Origin of the sequence: Rhodopseudomonas julia, assembly GCF_030813515.1 — a bacterium.
Classification (GTDB): Bacteria; Pseudomonadota; Alphaproteobacteria; order Rhizobiales; family Afifellaceae; genus Afifella; species Afifella julia.
In genome coordinates this window covers 49527-65914 of record NZ_JAUSUK010000002.1, presented here as the reverse complement: position 1 = coordinate 65914, position 16388 = coordinate 49527, and the positions used below count along the sequence as shown (strand labels likewise).

Below are 16388 nucleotides of genomic sequence, written 5' to 3'. Positions count from 1 at the left end.
GGTATCTTTCCTTTCCCTAGGTCGGTTCAGATGGGGGTATCGGCGGTCGAAACCGCTTCGATGAGGTCCTGTCCGAGATATCGATCGGGGCTTGAGACCCCGGGCAGGACGAAGAAGTACCCGCCGCCGACGGGCTTGATGTATTCCTCCAGCGGTTCGCCATTGAGCTTCGTCTGGACGGCGATGAAGCCCTTCTCCAGATCCGCCTGGTAGGCGATGAACAAGAGCCCCTGGTCGAGCTGGCCGGACTTCGTGACGCCGTTCGAATAATTGAACGGTCGCCTCAGGATGAGATTGTCGTCGGCCTCCGGCGTGCGCGGATTGGCGAGCCGGATATGGGAATCGAGCGGCGTCAGCTCGCCCTGTGGATCGCGCGTGTAATCCGGCACATCGCTTTCGCGCGTCCCGCCGAAGGGCGCGCCGCTGTCCTTCTTGCGCCCGAATATCTCTTCCTGCTCCTTGAGCGGCGTGCGATCCCAGCGCTCGACGAAATTGCGGATGATGCGCACCGCCTGATAGGTGCCGCCATGGGCCCATTGCGGCTCGTCATCGCCCTCGCCGACCCACACGACCTTCTGCATGAGGTCGCGATCGTTGGAATCCGGGTTGGCGGAGCCGTCGCGAAAGCCGAGGAAATTGCGCGCGCTTTCCGTCTCCCCGTCGGGCTTTGGCGGAATGACCGGGACATCGCCTTCCTGCATCCAGCGCAGCACCAGATATTCCGGCAGGTTCTTCACGATGTCGCGCAGCGCGTGAATATTGGTGTCCTGCAGATTGGCGCAGAACTGCAGCGAAAGATCGCCATGACAGCGCTCCGCATCGAGCGCGTCGTTCGGGAACTGCGTCATGCGCTGAAGCGTGCGCGGCTTCAGAGGGGTCAAAAACTCCCGGCGTTCAAACAAGGAGGCGCCGAGCCCGACGGTGATGGTCAGATTGTCCGGGGCCACCACCGGCCCCAGAATCCCGGAATCCGGCGGCGGCAGCTTCGGATCGAGCTCCGGCACCTCGCCGCCTTGTGTCAGAAAGACGATGCGCTCCGTCAATTTGCGCAGCATCGTCTCCAGGTCGTCCGGCGTGCGTGCGACGACATCGAAAGCCGCCATGATGCCGGTCGCCGGTCGCGGCGTGACGATCCCCGCCTGATGCTTGCCATAGAACGGCACCCGCTCCGACGTGCTGTTGAGACCCGTCGGCGCATCGGTGACCTGATGCCCGTCGCCCTCTTCGGCCAGTGCCGGGACCGCTCCCAAGGCAAGCGCACTGCCGGCGCCACCGAGCCCGAGGAGCACTTGGCGGCGGCTCGCAAACGGGCAGCCGAAGCCCAAACGCGCCGTGTTGTCCTTGATCCTATCTGTCATCTCAGCTCACTCCGATCACCTGGTCGAGCCGGTCGAGGACGTCGGCGAGTTCCTGGAAGGCCGCAGAGAGGGAGGCGCGCGCGGCCTCGTCGACGCTGTCGTAGGACGGGTAGCCATCCGGCCCGGAAAGCTCTGAGAGCTTCATCTCCACCGCCTTCAACTTCGCATCGATCTCCTTCTCGAGAGCCGGATCGACCGGCTCCACGACGGCCTGCAAAAGCCCCGTGATCTTGGCGATGCCCTCGAAATTCGCGGCAAAATCGGCAAGATCGGTGTGGGCGTAATGGTCTTCGCCCGCCTTGATTTTCCCGTCCGACAGCTGCCGCGCCATATCGCCCGGGATCGCCATCAACAGCGCCGGATCGAGCTTGAGCTTGCCGAGGCGCGATTTGAGTTCGCCCATATTGGCGACGAGTTCGTCGGCGACCGGCGCCAGCCCCTCGGTCGTCTCTTCCGAAAAGAGCCCGTATTCGAGACGATGGAAGCCGGTGAACGCCGGGTCGGCCTCGCGCTTTTCCAGATAATCCGCGACCGGATCGATGGCGTTTTCGAGATCCGACAGGCGGTAGGCGACCGGCTCCACGCGCTTATAGGGAAGCCGCGCGGCCACCCACAGATCCTGCGCCTCTTGAAGATCGCCGGCCTTGATCGCCGCAGCGAGCGCTTCACTGGCGGCAACCGCAGCCATCCCCTGCTGCACGAGGTAGACCTTGTATTCCGACAAGGCCCCGAGGAAATTCCTGAGGCCGACCGTGCTCGCCGCCGTCCGCGCCTCTTCCGATTCCGTCACATGCAGGACGCCGCGCGGATTGGAGAGAAGGCCGCAGGTGATCTCGTAATCGCCCGGGCGAAGCTGCGCCGTCAGCGTCTGTTTGAAGCCCGGCGCGATGTTCTCGCGCTCCGCCACGACCATGACGCCGTCGAGGATTTCCCATTCGATCGGCCGCTCGGATGTGTTGAGGATCTCAAACGAGCGCTTGCCGCCGGGCACCGTGATTTCGTTCGGCTCGCAGGCCGTGGCGCTGACGGCGACGCGGAACTGATCGGTTGTGTCTGCCCGCCCCGCGGCATGCTGGCTCGCATAATAGAAGGCCGCGCCGCCGGCGATGGCGAGAAGCGCTGCGCCGGCGATGGCAAGGGACATGAGCCCCGAACGAGGCGTTTTGGGCTGAGGCTCAGGCGCCGGCATTGGGACGCTCCGCGGTTGGGCTCGGCGCGTAGACGCTCGCCTCCTTCTCTGGCCGTGCAGGCTTCAGAAAGAAGAAAAGGCTCCCGCCGAGGAAGATGACATAGAGAAGGATCTCTCCGACGCTCGGGCTCTCCTGGTAGCCGAGGATACCGGACAGGATGGTGCCGACGACGCTGGAAACCGGCAAAACGCGGCTCAGATCATAGGCCGGCGTCTGCAGCTCGTTCCACAGCCCCGCCTCGTGCATATTGCCGAGGGCGCTCGCCAGGATGCCGGCGGCGACGAAGAGGATGAAGACGCCCGTCCAACGGAAGAAGCGGCGGAGATTGAGCCTGAGCCCGCCCACATAGATCGCAAAGCCCGCAGCGACGGAGACGAGCACGCCGGCAAGCGCTGCAAGCGGCACGCCGGGGCCGGAACTCTGCTGAAAAATGGCGAGAAGGAAGAAGATCGATTCAAGGCCTTCCCGCGCCACCGCGAAGAAGACCATGGCGATCAGCGCCCAGGCGGCGCCTTTGGGGGCGGAAAAAGCCGCATCGATGGAATCGTGCAATTCCGTCTTGATGGAGCGCGCAGCCTTGCGCATCCAGAAGACCATCGAGGTCAGGATGACGACGGCGACGAGACCGACGCAGGCCTCGAACAGCTCCTGGTATTTCTGCGGGAACTCCGCGCTCACCCATTGCAGGGCGGCGCCGACGAAAAGCGACAGAGCGACAGCGAGAAAAATCCCGACCCAGACGAGCGGCATCCATGCGGAACGCCCCGTCTGACGCAGATAAGTGGCGATGATGCCGGTCACCAGAGCGGCTTCGAGGCCCTCGCGCAGCATGATGAGGAAGGAAGCGAGCATACCCGTCCTTTGGAAGATCACGGGCACAGCTAAAAAATCCGACTTTAAAATGCAATAATTAAATTTCGAAACTGCCGGCTCGCGAAGGAGGGCGCATACCCGCCCCCGGCGCGCCTTCGGGAGCCGTCGGTTCACAGCCTCACGACTGGCTCCGCCCGTATCGCGCAGCACAGGAGAGCTTCCGCCAGAACGCGAACCGCTCTAGATTTTTCAGGAAGACGAGCCGGAACGGCCGCTGAGAACAGTCCATACTGTCCTGGGAGGGACGCTGTGACGATGACGGAAGAACCGCGGGCCTCCGCGGTGCCGCGCATGCCGGATGTCCGCGAGATCGGCTTTGCCGACCTCAAGAGCGCGCTCAAAGACGGGCTTGCCGATTTCCTCGCCGAGCCTCTCTACGGCCTGTTTTTTGCAGCGATTTTCGTGGCCGGCGGCTTCATCGTCTTAGGCCTCCTCATCGCTCTCGACATGCCCTGGATGATCCTGCCCTTCGGTGTGGGCTTCCCCTTGCTGGGTCCTTTCGTGGCCGCCGGGCTCTACGAGGTGAGCCGCTGCCGCGCCCGCGGCGAGAGGCCGGGATGGCGGCGCGTGCTGACAACCGTCTCCCGCCAGCGCCAGCGGCAGATGAGCTGGATGGCCTTCGTCATCCTCTTCATCTTCTGGATCTGGATCTATCAGGTGCGACTGCTTCTCGCCCTCTTCCTCGGCTTCAAGAGCTTTTCGAGCCTTGCCGACTTTTTCAGTGTCGTCACGACGACGCCGGAAGGGCTCGGCTTCCTCCTCGTGGGCAGCGCCGTCGGGGCCTTTCTGGCGCTCGTCCTCTTCTCGTCGACGGTGATCGCAATGCCGCTCCTCCTGGACCGCGAGCTCGACTTCGTTTCGGCGATGATCGTGAGCTTTAAGACGGTGCGCAAGAATCCGCGCCCGATGCTCGCCTGGGGCGTCATCGTCGGTGCGCTCACCCTCCTCGCGCTCGCGCCGGCCTTCCTCGGTCTCTTTATCGTCCTGCCGGTCTTGGGCCACGCCACCTGGCATCTCTTCGAAAAGGTCGTCGGCTCCAGGATGGGAGGGCCGGCGACGACCTGAGCCTCACACCGTCACAGCGGCGACGGGTCTTCTGAGCGACATCGGCACTTTCGCGCCCCGGCCGAAGCGGAGGACGAGCGCCGGCCTCAGCCCCTCGCCGAGCCAGGACGCGAAGGCGCGCCGCACCGAGGCGACCTCCACCGGCTGGTTGACGAAGCTCGTGCGGATGTCGCGCGCCTCCGCCTCCAGCATGAAGCGCTGCGCGGCGCGCCCGACCGCGAAGAGGCCAGCCGCATCGTTCTTCTCGGCGAAAAGAACGAGCGCACCGGCCGCCCCGTCGATCTGGGCGACATATTTCGGGTTCTCCGCTGCGGCAGTGAAGACATAAGGAAAGATCGCTCGCCCAAGCCAGCACGGCGTCACCGGATTGCCCGAGGCGCCGGCAAAGAGTCCGTCGCGCCGACGCACCGCGTCGCTCTCGTTGAAGCGCACCCAGCTCCGAAGCTCCTCGACGAAGGCCGCGTCCCCGCATTGCGCCGTGTTGCCCCAAACGACGAAGTCTTTCAGCTCGTCGAGCTCGGTTCGGGCGGTCAGGAACCGCGTGCGCACGCCGGGCCGGTCGGTCGCCCCCTCCAGGGCGTGAAGCTCTTCGACGGAGAGGGGCGAGGCATCGAAAGGCGCGCGGGTCGATTGGCGGCGCGGGATAGCCTCGAACGCCGGCAAGCTATGCGCAGCTGCGGGGGTCAGCGAGATGACGGCCGCCTGGGCATCGTCGTCGAAGCGCGCCTCCGCGGCAAAGCCCACCGCGCCGGCTGCCAGCATGAGGTTCTCGGCAGCGCAGCCGAGCGAAGCGAAGAGATGCCTGTCCTCGGGATCGACCGCGGGGCAGCGGCGCGAAAAATCCGGCGTGATGCGGATCTCGCGGCCGGAGACGCCGAAGAGCCAGGGTTGCGTGTTGTGGCTGTTCGCGGCAAGGGTGGCGTAGCGGATGAGGCCGGAAAATGCCTCACCGGAGCCGGCTCCCGCAGCTTCGACGTCGAGCCTCCGGCGAGAGGCGTCCACCGCTGCGGCATAGGCCGGGTCGGTGCCCGGCCAGAGAGAATAGCCAATGCCCGCCCCAGCGAGGACCACACCGGAACCGACGATGATATTGCGCCTCGAAAGCATCGTATGCCTCCGCGAGCTTCACAGCGGAGGCTAACAGGCAGCGGGCGGCTGAGCCTTGATGCGGGTCAAGCAGCCGGGAATGCCTCAGGCCGCCCGAGTGAGAAGCTCCACCTTGATCTCGTCGTCGCGCAGCCGCGCCCCGGCGAGGTCATGCGCCGCCTGAATGCGAAGCAAGGTCTCGGCGTTGACGCCAAAGGCTTTTTCGAAATAGATCGCCATCAGTGATAATCCTCCAGGTCGAGCCGCTCGATCACCCCTCACCGCTCCGTCAGCTTCAACTCGATGCGCCGATTTCTGCGATAGGCGGCTTCCGTGTCGCCCTCGTCGAGCGGCTGATATTCGCCGAAGCCGGCAGCAACGAGATGTTGCGGCGAAACCCCCTGGTCGATCAGATAGCGCACGACAGAAATGGCGCGTGCCGCCGACAGATCCCAGTTTGATTGGAAACGTCCCGTGCCGGAAACCGGGCGTTTGTCGGTGTGGCCGTCCACCCGGATCACCCAATTGATCTCTTTCGGGATCTCCGCCTCGAGCTCCTTGATGGCGTCTGCGAGCTCATTGAGATCGGGTTTGAAGGAATCGGTGATCTCGTCCGTCCCCGTCGGGAAGAGCACGGAGGCAGGCAGCACAAAACGGTCGCCCACCACCTCGATGTCGGAGCGCCCGGCGAGAATTTCGCGCAGCCGCCCGAAAAAGTCGGAACGGTAGCGCGACAACTCCTGAACCCGCTGGGCGAGCGCCACGTTGAGCCGCCGCCCGAGATCGGCGATCTTGGTCTGGCTCTGCCGATCGCGCGTTTCGGAGGCTTCGAGCGCATCTTCCAGTGCCGCGATCTGGCGGCGAAGCGCGGAAAGCTGCTGGTTCAGAAGCTCTACCTGCGCCAGCGCGCGCTGGCTCACTTCCTTTTCGTTGGCGAGATCGCTCGTGAGGCCGGAGATGCGCTCCTCCGCCTCGCCGGCGGCACCAGATGAGGACGACAACAGCCCCTGCAACCGGTCGCGCTCGCCTTCAGCGCTTGAAAGGCTCGCCTGCAGCGAGGCGATCGTCTCCGTCATGTCGCGATTGTCGGTGCGCTCCAGCGCGAGAAGCTCGGTCAGCTCGGCGATCTGCGCATTGAGCCGGTTCAAGACTTCGTCGCGCCCGGAAATCTCCTGCGAGAGGAAGAACTGCGCGATGAAGAAGACGGTCAGCAGGAAAACGAAGACCAAAAGCAGCGTCGCCATGGCGTCGACGAAGCCCGGCCAGTAATCCGTGCGCTGCATGCGCCTTGCGCGTGCGAGCGCCATGGATCAGCGCTCCCTGCCGGTTTCCGTCAGGCCCGGCATGCGCTGCGGATAAGGCTTCTCCGCCTCACGCATCCGCCGCGTCTTCTCCTCGGCACCGTCATGGCCGAGCCGCTCGGCGATGGCATCGAGCGTGTTCTGCAGATATTCGCGCTGTTCGGCCTGCCCCTCCATCCAGTCGCGCACCATCTGCTGTTCGTTGCGCATATGCTGGACGAGACCCTGGATGCCTTCGGCGAGATTGGCCATCGCTGCGATCGAAGGCCGTCCTCCGCCCTCCATATTACGCGACAGACGCTCCACCGCGAGCCGGATCTCCTGAACCGTATTGCCGGTCTCAGCATCCTCGAGGTCGAAATCCTCAAGGTCGGTCATCGTCGAAAGCCAGTCTTCGAGCTCGGTATAGAAGCGGTTCTGCGCCTGCCCGGCCTGCAGATCGAGAAAGCCGAGGACGAGCGAGGAGGCAAGGCCGAAGAGCGAGGACGAAAAGGCGATGCCCATGCCGGAAAGCGGCGCTTCGAGCCCGGCCTTCAAATCCTCGAAGATGACGCCCGCCTCGCCGGAATCGACCCGCAAGGACTGGATCGTCTCGCTGACGGAGCCGACCGTGCGCAACAGCCCCCAAAACGTGCCGAGAAGCCCGAGAAAGACGAGAAGCCCGGTCAGATAGCGCAGGATTTCGCGGTTTTCGTCGAGACGCGTGGCAATGGAATCGAGGATCGAACGCCAGGTGGAGGTCGACAGCATCGCCTCGCGCCGGTCGCGCAGAAGCGTCGCCATCGGCGCGAGAAGCCTGGGCGAATCCTCGGAAAAGCCGGCTTCCTGCCGGCGGAAGGAATTCACCCAATGCACTTCCGGCATCAGCATGACGACGCTGCGGAAGGCGAGCAGCACGCCGATCAGAAGCACACCGATGATGAGCCCGTTGAGGCCCGGATTGGACATGAAGCCGACGGCGATCTGGCGATACAGGATGAGCGGCACGAAGGCCGCAATCACCAGAAAGATCAGCATCCGAACCAGAAAGATTCGGGGCGAAGAAAGCCGGTAGGGGTCGTATTCTTTCGCCATATTATCCAGGGTTCGGCCGCGCTCTGGTCCAATCTAGCGTGATTTGCCGGAAGGACGAAACAGTCGCGGCCGATTCCGGCGAATTATCCGCCTGCACCCTTGAGCAGTCCGGCGAGATGCTGGTGCACCGCCTCGTTGCCGGCGACGATGGTGCCGGAGGCAAGCATGGCCTCACCGCCCTTGATGTCGGTGACGAAGCCGCCCGCCTCGCGGATGAGGAGAATGCCCGCCGCCATGTCCCAGGGCGACAGATGGCTCTCCCAGAAGCCGTCGAAGCGGCCGGAGGCGACCCAGGCGAGATCGAGCGCAGCCGCACCGAAGCGCCGGATACCCGCAGCCTCCGCCATGACCGCAGCCATCTGGCGCAGATACGGTCCATGCTCGCCACGACCGAAATGCGGAATGCCGGTTGCGATGACCGTTTCCGCAAAGACCCGGCGCTGGGCGACGCGCAGGCGTCGATCGTTGAAGAAGGCCCCCGAACCACGTTCCGCGGTATAGAGCTCGTCCGTGACAGGATTGTAGATGACACCCGCCGCCAGCCGCCCCTGGCGCTCGAGCGCAATCGAGACGGCGAACATCGGAATGCCGTGCAGGAAGTTCGTGGTGCCGTCGAGCGGATCGACGATCCATCGGTGCTGCGGATCCTCGCCGATCTTCTCGCCGGATTCCTCCATCAGGAAGGAATAGCCGGGCCGCGCGCGCTCCAGTTCCTCGCGGATGATCTCCTCCGCGCGCCGGTCGGCAGCGCTGACGAAATCCGCCGGTCCCTTGCGGGACACCTGAAGATGCTCGACCTCGCCGAAGTCGCGGGCGAGCACGCGCCCCGCTTTGGTGGCGGCGCGCACCATCACATTGAGAATTGCCGATCTTGCCATGTCGTGTGAGCCGTACCTACTCGGCCCGCTTGATGTAAGCGATCTCGTTGGTGTCGACGACGATCCTCTCACCGGCGGTGATGAAGGGCGGCACCATCACGCGCACACCGTTTTCCAGCATCGCCGGCTTGTAGGAGGAGGCGGCCGTCTGGCCTTTGATCGTCGGCTCCGTCTCGGTGATGGCGAGCACCACCTGGTCCGGAAGCGCGATGCCGATCGGCTTTTCCTCATGCATTTCGAGGGTCACGGTCATGCCGTCCTGCAGAAAGGCGGCGCGCTCACCCACAAATTCCTCGGCGAGATTGATCTGCTCGTAGCTCTCAGAATCCATGAACACCAGCACATCTCCATCCTTGTAGAGAAACTGGAAATCCTTGGTCTCGATGCGGGCGCGCTCGACCTTTTCGTCGGAACCGAAGCGATTGTTGAGCTTGCGCCCGTCGATCAGGTTCTTGAGTTCGACCTGATTGTAGGCCGGCCCCTTGCCGGGTTTCACCTTATTGGTTTTCACCGCCACCCAGAGCGTGCCGTCATATTCGATGACATTGCCCGGGCGGATGTCGTTACCGCTGATTTTCATCGCTAATCCTGTCGAGAGATCGGCGGCCTTGCACCACACTTTGCGGGGCTTAGCAAGGCGCCTTGGTAAGCGGCTGAAGCCGCGTCACATGCCCCATCTTGCGGCCGGGCCGGATTTCGCGCTTGCCGTAGAGGGTCAGACAACAATTGTTCTCGCCCGCAAGTGCCTGCCAATGCTCGGCCTCTTCGCCGATCAGGTTGGTCATCACCGCATCGCTGTGGCGGGAAACGGAACCGAGCGGCCAGCCGGCGATCGCCCGGATATGATTTTCGAATTGCGAGCAGACGCAGGCATCGCGCGTCCAATGGCCGGAATTGTGCACGCGCGGCGCAATCTCGTTGACGACGAGCCGCTCCACGCCCCCCTCCTCGACGACGAAGAGCTCCACGCCGATGACACCAATATAGTCGAGACCATCGACGATGGTGGCGGCGATTTCCGCAGCCTTCTGCCGCGTCGCAAGCGCGATATTGGCCGGCACGGTGGAGGTGTGGAGGATATGGTTGCGGTGGACGTTTTCCGGCACGTCGTAGACCGCCGTCTCGCCGTTCACCCCGCGCACCGCAATCACGGAGACTTCGCGCGAGAACGGCACGAAGGCTTCCAGAACCGCCGGCGCACACGCGATCGCCTCATAGGCCGCCTCCGCATCTTTGGCGTCATCGATACGCACCTGGCCCTTGCCGTCATAGCCGAAGCGACGCGTCTTCAGGATCGCCGGCGTCTTCAGGCGTTGCAGCGCGGCTTTTAGATCATCCAGATCGTCGATCGCGGCATAAGGGCCGACCGGCACGCCGGCCCCGGTCAAAAAACTCTTCTCGTTGAACCGGTCCTGCGCCACTTCCAGCGCGCGCGGCCCCGGCCGCACCGGGCAGGTCGCGGCAAGCAATTCGACGGCATCGACCGTGATGTTCTCAAATTCGTAGGTGACGACGTCGACGTCGGCCGCAAAAGCTTCGAGAGCGCGCAGATCGTCGTATGGAGCGACCGTGTAATGTGCCGACACGTCGAAGGCCGGACTGTCGGGATCCGGGCAGAAGACATGCGTCGAAAGGCCGAGCTGTGCGGCGGCAACCGCCAGCATCCGGCCGAGCTGCCCGCCGCCCAGAATGCCGATGGTGGCGCCCGGCGCGAGTGCTCCTGTGCGATCAGCCGGCATCGCGCGGATCCTCGCCGACCGCATCGCTCTGCCGCAACCGGAAGGTTGCGAGCCGCTCCGCCAGAGCCGCATCGCCAAGCGACAGGATGGACGCGGCGAAGAGCGCGGCGTTGGCCGCCCCGGCTTCGCCGATCGCAAAGGTCGCAACCGGAATGCCGGCCGGCATCTGCACGATCGAATAAAGCGAATCCTGCCCCGACAAGGCCCGCGATTGCACGGGCACGCCGAGCACCGGCAGTCGCGTCAGGGAGGCGACCATGCCCGGCAGATGCGCCGCCCCTCCGGCACCCGCGATGATCACCTTGAAGCCGCTCGTTTCGGCCCCTTTGGCGAATTCGTAGAGCCGCTCCGGAGTGCGGTGCGCAGAGACGATGCGCGCCTCATAGCCGATGGCGAGCTCGTCGAGCTTTTCGGCAGCCCGCTGCATGGTGGCCCAGTCGGAACGGCTGCCCATGACGAGCGCGACAGGAACGGAAGATGATGCGGTCAAGGTGACAATGTCCGCTTGGCAGGGAAAGAAAACCGGGAAGACGCCGGATTAACGAATGCAGGAGCCTCCCGCAAGACGACCTTCAGGCCCAAATATCAGGCAGCGAGAGAGCGGCGAGGCCGACACGCCACCACGAAGGGTCGCCCGGGAGCAGGTCTCACGCGATGATATCCGGCAGAAGCCTGTCTTCGAGCGCCAGAATGCGATCCTTCAAAGCGAGCTTCTTTCGCTTCAGGCGCTGCAATTGCAGGTAATCGGGCTGGGGAGAGGCCGTATGAATGGCTTCGATGGCATGATCGAGATCGCGGTGTTCCTGACGCAGGAGAGCGAGTTCCGCCCTGATTTCCTTCTGCGTCAACTCCACGACGTTGTCGCTACCATCCATCATCACCTCCAGGGCGGCAATCTATCACGAGGAATTGTCTCATGCAGCCTATCGGCCGCGGATGCCAGGGTGCGGTTCGAAAAGCCGCAGCTTGAAGCGAAAAAAATGCGTGATCAAATGATCAGCGGATATTAACGGACCCTGCCGCTCCGTTAGACAGAGCGGTGAAGCTATGTCACACTTTAACTCCCCCACCATAGATGGAGACGCATATGCCCCTTGAAGCGCGCCTTGCCGAGCTCGAGCGGCGCCATGAGGCACTCGAAAAAGAGATCGAGGAAGCCGTGGCCCACCCGGCCAGCGACGATCTTGAAGTCGCTGAGCTGAAGCGGCGCAAGCTGCAACTCAAGGACGAGATTGCGCGTCTGAAAGGTCAGCAGGAAGGTGCTCTCTAGAGCCTTCTCAAACGCTTGACAGGTCCTTCCGGCTCTCGGCCGGAAGGGCTGAAAATGGCCCGCCGGGCGCGAGGCCGCGATGACCCGCCGACGCTCCTCCTGTCCAGGATGTTCCGAACGTCGTCAGTCGCCCGCATCCCCTTTCCCTTCGATAGCCGGTTTCGCTTTGAGGCTCCCACTTTGGGCCGTGCCTCGTTGCGGGTCGACTTGGCTCGCATCGACTTGTGCAACGAGCCGCCTTGCACGAAACAGGTGCCGAAAGGGCCGATGCACGGCAATCTGCTCGACCCGCAGGCTCGACCCTTTCAGTGCGCCTGAAACGGCCCATGCACGATGTGCTGGTCGCATCGATCTGCGTCGCCGGAGGCGGCGATGCAGCCTTGGTGTCTTGAGCCTCACGGCACCTTTCGCGCCCTGAGCTGGGCTTCGGGAAGCTTCAGCTTCCCGGCGATCAGGCGGCGATCCCGGCTCTGCCGGTCTTGCGTTCCCGCTCCGGAAGCTGCCCTCCGCCGTTGTCGCGCTCCTGGCGTCGTGCGGCGATCTCGCGTCGGGCGACCCAGCGCATGATATCGCGCCAGCGCCAGATTTTGCCCGCGCTCGCCCAGTTTCCGTCAGGCACCTCGTCGATCAAACACCAGACCCGGTAAGCGTCGTCCTCGGTGAAAGGCGTGCCTTCCGCCGCGAGGATGGCATTCGTCGATTTCTCGACGAGCGAGCGCTTCTTGTCCTCGTTCAAGGCGCCGAGCGGCACCGTGTAGGAGAGCCGGTAGCACGGCGCATTGGAGAGGTTGCCGCCGACATAGGTGCGGCGCGGTTCGAACTCCGTCACTTCCAGGCGCGTGATCGAGCGCGCCACGGCACTGCCCGGCCGCGCGCCCTGGTGCTCCAGAAGGATCGCCGTCAGGTCGCGCGCCAGAATATCCAGCTTCGCGTCCGACAGCGCCCCGCGCGTCAGTCTCAATTCAGCAAGAGGCATGGATCATCCTCATGAATGCGCGGCTGCGGGCATGGCCACAGCGCCTTTGAGCCGGTCCTGGGCTTTCACCAGCTTCTCCATCTTGCGCAGATCGAGATCCGTAATGCCGAGCGCACACTCGACCCAGATATCCGTGACATCACGCAATTCCTCGTAGCTGAGCGGCATGACGCGGCGGCGGGTGCGATAGACGCCGACCTGCGCGTTGTGACGTCGCTGCGAGCGCTCGATCAGGTCGCGCACGGCCTGTTCGCCGGTGCCGTCTTCCACCACCTCGTCGATGACGCCGGCCTCAAGCATTTCGTCAGCCGAATAGGTGCGCCCGGATAGCATCAGCTTTTCCGCGACCCGGCTCGACACCTTGCGGCTCAGATACGAATAGGCGCCCATGCCGGGGAAGAGATTGAAGAGCACCTCCGGCAGCCCGAAGGTGGCGCTTTTTTCGGCGATGATGAGGTTGCAGGACAGTGCCGATTCCAGCCCGCCTCCAAGCGCCTGCCCCTGCACCAGCGCGATGGTCACGATCGGCAGATCGGCGCTGACGGAATTGAGGTAGGTCATCTTGGCGCAGGCATGCGCATAATCGCGCAATCCCTCATCGTCGCGCGCCCTGATCAGCCGCGAGAACAAGTCGAGATCGCCCCCGAGGCTGAAGATGGACGGCGTCCCGGATTGATAGACGATGTATTTGAGCGCAAGCGATTCCGCATCTGCGAAGCGCGCATTCAGCGACTGAAACAGATGGATGTATTCGCTGACAAGCCGCCGCGTAAAACACGGTCGGCCTGGCGGCACCATGGTCGACCACAAGGTCGCGGTCTCGGCCTCAAAAGAAAGAACGACCTCCCGCACATCCTCGGCAATCTCAGCAACCGCGGAACGAACACTTTCCACGGAGCCCTTCGCCGGCATTGCGACGCCAACTGCACCAGGTCCAGCCGTCCTCCGCTCATCGCCGACAATATCTTCGCCGCGCACGTCGCACGCCGTTGCGTCAAATCTGGCCATATTCCACCCCCCGCCGCAGAGGAACACTGACACTTATTACAAAACTCTTCATGACGTTAATATAAACTTTAGGGTAGCAGCAAGCTTGCAGCATTTTGTTAAGGTTAACATTTAACCTGTGAAATGAAAACCCATGCTGCACCGCAAACTACGATTTGGCTGAGACCCTCCCGCCGGCGAGTGGCTGAACCTACGCCGCCGCCTGCTTTTCTTTTCGCGATGCAAAAAGCCTGCCAAGCTTCTCCGCCGGCACCGGGCAGCTGATCAGAAAGCCCTGCACCTCGTCGACATATCCGTCCGCCATGACGATGGCGAGTTGGTCGTCGCGCTCCACCCCTTCCAGCGTGACGGCCAGGCCGAGCTCTGCGGAAAGACGCGCCACGCCGCGCAACATGATGAGGCGCTGCGGATCGGCATCGAGCCCGGAGAGGAAGGAGCGGTCGATCTTGACCTTGTGGAACGGGTAATTTTGCAGATAGGCGAGGCTCGAATAGCCGGTGCCGAAATCATCGAGCGAGATGCGGATCCCCATCTCGGCGAGCTCTCCGAGCGCCTGACGCGTGCGCTCGGTCTGCTCGAGCAGCACCGATTCCGTGACCTCGATCTCCAGCCGGTCGGCCGGAAGTCCTGAATCCTGCAAGGCCGCTTCGACGGAGCGAACGATGTCCCCGCGCCGAAAATGCATCGGCGAGACATTGACGGCGACGCGGATCTCTTCCGGCCATTGCACGGCCTGACGGCAGGCCTGCACCAGCGTCCAATCGCCGATCTCGACGATCAGCCCCATCTCTTCGGCGAGCGGGATGAACTCGCCGGGCGAAACGATCCCCCGCCCCGCACGCGGCCAGCGCAACAGCGCCTCGCAGGTGGAGATCGTCCGGCTGCGCACATTGAGAAGCGGCTGATAATAGAGCTGCAGCTCCTCGTTGGCGAAGGCGCTGCGCAATTCCATCTCGAGCGAGCGGCGCTCCTGTGCCCGCACATCCATCTCCGGCTGGAAGACGCAGAACGTGCCGCGTCCGTTCGCCTTGGCCCGGTAGAGCGCCATGTCGGCATTCTTGATGAGGGCATCGGCGTTCGAACCGTCCTTCGGTGCGAAGGCCACGCCAACGCTTGCACCAGCAACGATGCTGTGGCCGTTGAGCGCATAAGGACGCGACAAGGCGGTAATGATCCGCGTCGCGAACTGCTCGGCCTGTTCGGCGTCGGTGACGCCCGAGGCGAGAAGCACGAATTCGTCACCGCCGAAGCGGGCGAGAAGGTCGCTCTTGCGCGTCATGGAGGCGAGCCTCCGCGCCGTCGCGCGCAACAGGCTGTCGCCGACCGGATGACCGAGCGTATCGTTGACGCTCTTGAAGTGATCGAGATCGACGCAGAAAACCGCAAAGGCCGAGCTCGTCTCCGCGCTCTTGCGCAGGAACTGCTCCAGCTCCTCTTTCAGGCGGACGCGATTGGGCAGGCCGGTGACGTCGTCGTGATGCGCCATATAGGAGATGCGCGCTTCGGTGCGTTTGCGCTCCGTCACGTCCTCCGCGACGATGACGACGCCGCCGTCCTTCGCGGGCTCGCTGGTGAGAGAAATGGTGCGCCGGTCGTTGGTCACGATCTGCAAGGTGCGCCCGACCGTGAACTCCTCCTGCAGCCGCTTCAGCTCCGAGCGCGAGAAGACGCCCTCGCGGACGCAGGCCTGGACCAGCTCGCCGATCGGCATGCCATGCCGGATGGCTTCGGGGTGAAGCCCGAGGAGGCTGAGAGCACGCTGATTGTAGACCCGCAGCTTCTGGTCCGCATCGATCATCAGCACACCATGCGACATGCTTGAGAGCGCCGCTTCCAGGCGTCCCGCAAGCAGCGTCATCACCTTTTCGGCCCGCAACGCCGCAAGCAGCGTCTCGCTGATGGAAATCGAAACGCCGCGCATACTCCAGAAGAAGAAGGCGAGCAGCATGCCGAGGGCCAGATAAGGCGTCTCGCCATGCACCACGAAACCGGTGACGAGCGGCAGACAGGCAAACAGGATTTGGAGAGAAACGAGCTGCGGACGACCCGCATTGCGTCCGGCGATGCCGGCGGAATAACCGATCGTCACCGACACGGCGACGAGCTGCGCGGTGACATCGTCATAGAACGTCAGACAGATGTAGCACCAGACGCCGAGGAGAAAGGAGAACGCGCATGCCCCGATGCCGTAGAGCACGTCCCACAGCACCGGCCTCTCCACCGGCAGCGTGTCGCCGCCACGCCTGCGAAAGGCGAAGGCCACGGCCACGCGCACGAAACCGACGACGGCAATGACAGCAGCGCACACATAGAGAGGCGATCCGCCGATCTGGATCGCCGTGACAAGGACGGCCGCCGTCCCCCCGATGGCCCCTGCGACCAGAGATCGCATCGAGCTGTAGAGGGAATTGACCAGCGAGACATAGATATCCGGCTCGGCGCGGCGATCGATATATATGTGTGAACCGTGCTCCATCATCCTGGCTGTCGGACGCTCTCATGCTAACGATCGGACGGGAGGATGAAAAAACCGCTAAGCTCGCTCGATTTTGTCAGACCATATCCCGGCC

Annotated in this window: 17 protein-coding genes; 2 read left to right on the top strand and 15 right to left on the bottom strand. The window is 63.6% G+C overall.

Features of this window, described 5'->3' with window-relative positions:
* Window positions 1–26: 26 nt before the first annotated feature.
* The 3 genes from efeB to efeU are packed head-to-tail and all read right to left on the bottom strand — an operon-like array spanning window position 27 to window position 3400.
* Entirely contained in the window at window positions 27–1358 is a 1332-nt protein-coding gene (gene efeB / locus J2R99_RS09410; protein ID WP_307154250.1) for an iron uptake transporter deferrochelatase/peroxidase subunit, read from the bottom strand.
* A gap of 1 nt (window position 1359) precedes the next feature.
* A complete protein-coding gene (gene efeO / locus J2R99_RS09405) occupies window positions 1360–2502 on the bottom strand; it encodes an iron uptake system protein EfeO (RefSeq protein WP_307154249.1) in 1143 nt (380 codons plus the stop codon).
* Between the two features lie 31 nt (window positions 2503–2533).
* A complete protein-coding gene (gene efeU / locus J2R99_RS09400) occupies window positions 2534–3400 on the bottom strand; it encodes an iron uptake transporter permease EfeU (RefSeq protein WP_307154248.1) in 867 nt (288 codons plus the stop codon).
* Between the two features lie 276 nt (window positions 3401–3676).
* On the opposite strand from efeU, the gene J2R99_RS09395 reads away from it, so the two are divergent.
* Window positions 3677–4486, top strand: coding sequence for a DUF2189 domain-containing protein (locus J2R99_RS09395; RefSeq protein WP_307155667.1), 810 nt, complete (start codon window positions 3677–3679; stop codon window positions 4484–4486).
* 3 nt (window positions 4487–4489) lie between these two features.
* Here J2R99_RS09395 and J2R99_RS09390 read toward each other — a convergent pair whose 3' ends face one another.
* The 9 genes from J2R99_RS09390 to J2R99_RS09350 all read right to left on the bottom strand — a co-directional run bounded on the left by J2R99_RS09390 (window position 4490) and on the right by J2R99_RS09350 (window position 11439).
* Entirely contained in the window at window positions 4490–5593 is a 1104-nt protein-coding gene (locus J2R99_RS09390) for an Acg family FMN-binding oxidoreductase (RefSeq protein ID WP_307154247.1), read from the bottom strand.
* An 84-nt stretch (window positions 5594–5677) separates the two neighbouring features.
* Window positions 5678–5812, bottom strand: a complete 135-nt coding sequence (locus tag J2R99_RS09385; RefSeq protein WP_307154246.1) for a hypothetical protein — start codon at window positions 5810–5812, stop codon at window positions 5678–5680.
* A gap of 38 nt (window positions 5813–5850) precedes the next feature.
* On the bottom strand, window positions 5851–6879 hold the full coding sequence (locus tag J2R99_RS09380) for a peptidoglycan -binding protein (RefSeq protein WP_307154245.1): 1029 nt from the start codon (window positions 6877–6879) through the stop codon (window positions 5851–5853).
* Window positions 6880–6882: 3 nt separating this feature from the next.
* The gene (locus J2R99_RS09375; RefSeq protein ID WP_307154244.1) at window positions 6883–7947 is read right to left on the bottom strand and encodes a flagellar motor protein MotA; all 1065 of its coding nucleotides are present in this window, start codon (window positions 7945–7947) and stop codon (window positions 6883–6885) included.
* Between the two features lie 83 nt (window positions 7948–8030).
* Window positions 8031–8825 (bottom strand): inositol monophosphatase family protein, encoded by a 795-nt coding sequence (locus J2R99_RS09370; RefSeq protein ID WP_307154243.1) that lies wholly within the window; start codon window positions 8823–8825, stop codon window positions 8031–8033.
* Window positions 8826–8841: 16 nt separating this feature from the next.
* Window positions 8842–9405, bottom strand: coding sequence for an elongation factor P (efp, locus tag J2R99_RS09365; protein WP_092816444.1), 564 nt, complete (start codon window positions 9403–9405; stop codon window positions 8842–8844).
* A gap of 49 nt (window positions 9406–9454) precedes the next feature.
* Window positions 9455–10564 (bottom strand): 5-(carboxyamino)imidazole ribonucleotide synthase, encoded by a 1110-nt coding sequence (locus J2R99_RS09360; RefSeq protein WP_307154242.1) that lies wholly within the window; start codon window positions 10562–10564, stop codon window positions 9455–9457.
* Window positions 10554–11018 carry a 5-(carboxyamino)imidazole ribonucleotide mutase gene (gene purE, locus J2R99_RS09355; RefSeq protein ID WP_307155666.1) on the bottom strand — a complete coding sequence of 155 codons (465 nt, stop codon included), beginning with the start codon at window positions 11016–11018 and terminating at the stop codon, window positions 10554–10556. Before purE ends, J2R99_RS09360 begins: the two co-directional genes overlap by 11 nt.
* A 193-nt stretch (window positions 11019–11211) precedes the next feature.
* Window positions 11212–11439 (bottom strand): YdcH family protein, encoded by a 228-nt coding sequence (locus J2R99_RS09350; RefSeq protein WP_370872416.1) that lies wholly within the window; start codon window positions 11437–11439, stop codon window positions 11212–11214.
* 212 nt (window positions 11440–11651) lie between these two features.
* On the opposite strand from J2R99_RS09350, the gene J2R99_RS09345 reads away from it, so the two are divergent.
* Window positions 11652–11834, top strand: a complete 183-nt coding sequence (locus tag J2R99_RS09345) for a YdcH family protein (RefSeq protein ID WP_307154240.1) — start codon at window positions 11652–11654, stop codon at window positions 11832–11834.
* A 451-nt stretch (window positions 11835–12285) separates the two neighbouring features.
* Here J2R99_RS09345 and J2R99_RS09340 read toward each other — a convergent pair whose 3' ends face one another.
* The 3 genes from J2R99_RS09340 to J2R99_RS09330 all read right to left on the bottom strand — a co-directional run bounded on the left by J2R99_RS09340 (window position 12286) and on the right by J2R99_RS09330 (window position 16297).
* Window positions 12286–12810 carry a tautomerase family protein gene (locus J2R99_RS09340; RefSeq protein ID WP_307154239.1) on the bottom strand — a complete coding sequence of 175 codons (525 nt, stop codon included), beginning with the start codon at window positions 12808–12810 and terminating at the stop codon, window positions 12286–12288.
* Window positions 12811–12819: 9 nt separating this feature from the next.
* Complete coding sequence (locus J2R99_RS09335; RefSeq protein ID WP_307154238.1) at window positions 12820–13818, bottom strand: crotonase/enoyl-CoA hydratase family protein; 999 nt, start codon at window positions 13816–13818, stop codon at window positions 12820–12822.
* A gap of 190 nt (window positions 13819–14008) precedes the next feature.
* Complete coding sequence (locus J2R99_RS09330) at window positions 14009–16297, bottom strand: putative bifunctional diguanylate cyclase/phosphodiesterase (RefSeq protein ID WP_307154237.1); 2289 nt, start codon at window positions 16295–16297, stop codon at window positions 14009–14011.
* Window positions 16298–16388: the final 91 nt, after the last annotated feature.

Excerpts from the sequence above, each read along its gene's own strand:
- J2R99_RS09360 (WP_307154242.1), bottom strand. The coding sequence starts at position 10,564 with ATGCCGGCTGATCGCACAGGAGCACTCGCGCCGGGCGCCACCATCGGC.
- J2R99_RS09340 (WP_307154239.1), bottom strand. The coding sequence starts at position 12,810 with ATGCCTCTTGCTGAATTGAGACTGACGCGCGGGGCGCTGTCGGACGCG.
- purE (WP_307155666.1), bottom strand. The coding sequence starts at position 11,018 with ATGGGCAGCCGTTCCGACTGGGCCACCATGCAGCGGGCTGCCGAAAAG.
- efeB (WP_307154250.1), bottom strand. The coding sequence starts at position 1,358 with ATGACAGATAGGATCAAGGACAACACGGCGCGTTTGGGCTTCGGCTGC.
- J2R99_RS09335 (WP_307154238.1), bottom strand. The coding sequence starts at position 13,818 with ATGGCCAGATTTGACGCAACGGCGTGCGACGTGCGCGGCGAAGATATT.
- J2R99_RS09330 (WP_307154237.1), bottom strand. The coding sequence starts at position 16,297 with ATGATGGAGCACGGTTCACACATATATATCGATCGCCGCGCCGAGCCG.
- efp (WP_092816444.1), bottom strand. The coding sequence starts at position 9,405 with ATGAAAATCAGCGGTAACGACATCCGCCCGGGCAATGTCATCGAATAT.
- efeU (WP_307154248.1), bottom strand. The coding sequence starts at position 3,400 with ATGCTCGCTTCCTTCCTCATCATGCTGCGCGAGGGCCTCGAAGCCGCT.
- J2R99_RS09370 (WP_307154243.1), bottom strand. The coding sequence starts at position 8,825 with ATGGCAAGATCGGCAATTCTCAATGTGATGGTGCGCGCCGCCACCAAA.
- J2R99_RS09380 (WP_307154245.1), bottom strand. The coding sequence starts at position 6,879 with ATGGCGCTCGCACGCGCAAGGCGCATGCAGCGCACGGATTACTGGCCG.
- J2R99_RS09395 (WP_307155667.1), top strand. The coding sequence starts at position 3,677 with ATGACGGAAGAACCGCGGGCCTCCGCGGTGCCGCGCATGCCGGATGTC.
- efeO (WP_307154249.1), bottom strand. The coding sequence starts at position 2,502 with ATGTCCCTTGCCATCGCCGGCGCAGCGCTTCTCGCCATCGCCGGCGGC.
- J2R99_RS09350 (WP_370872416.1), bottom strand. The coding sequence starts at position 11,439 with ATGGATGGTAGCGACAACGTCGTGGAGTTGACGCAGAAGGAAATCAGG.
- J2R99_RS09375 (WP_307154244.1), bottom strand. The coding sequence starts at position 7,947 with ATGGCGAAAGAATACGACCCCTACCGGCTTTCTTCGCCCCGAATCTTT.
- J2R99_RS09385 (WP_307154246.1), bottom strand. The coding sequence starts at position 5,812 with ATGGCGATCTATTTCGAAAAAGCCTTTGGCGTCAACGCCGAGACCTTG.
- J2R99_RS09345 (WP_307154240.1), top strand. The coding sequence starts at position 11,652 with ATGCCCCTTGAAGCGCGCCTTGCCGAGCTCGAGCGGCGCCATGAGGCA.
- J2R99_RS09390 (WP_307154247.1), bottom strand. The coding sequence starts at position 5,593 with ATGCTTTCGAGGCGCAATATCATCGTCGGTTCCGGTGTGGTCCTCGCT.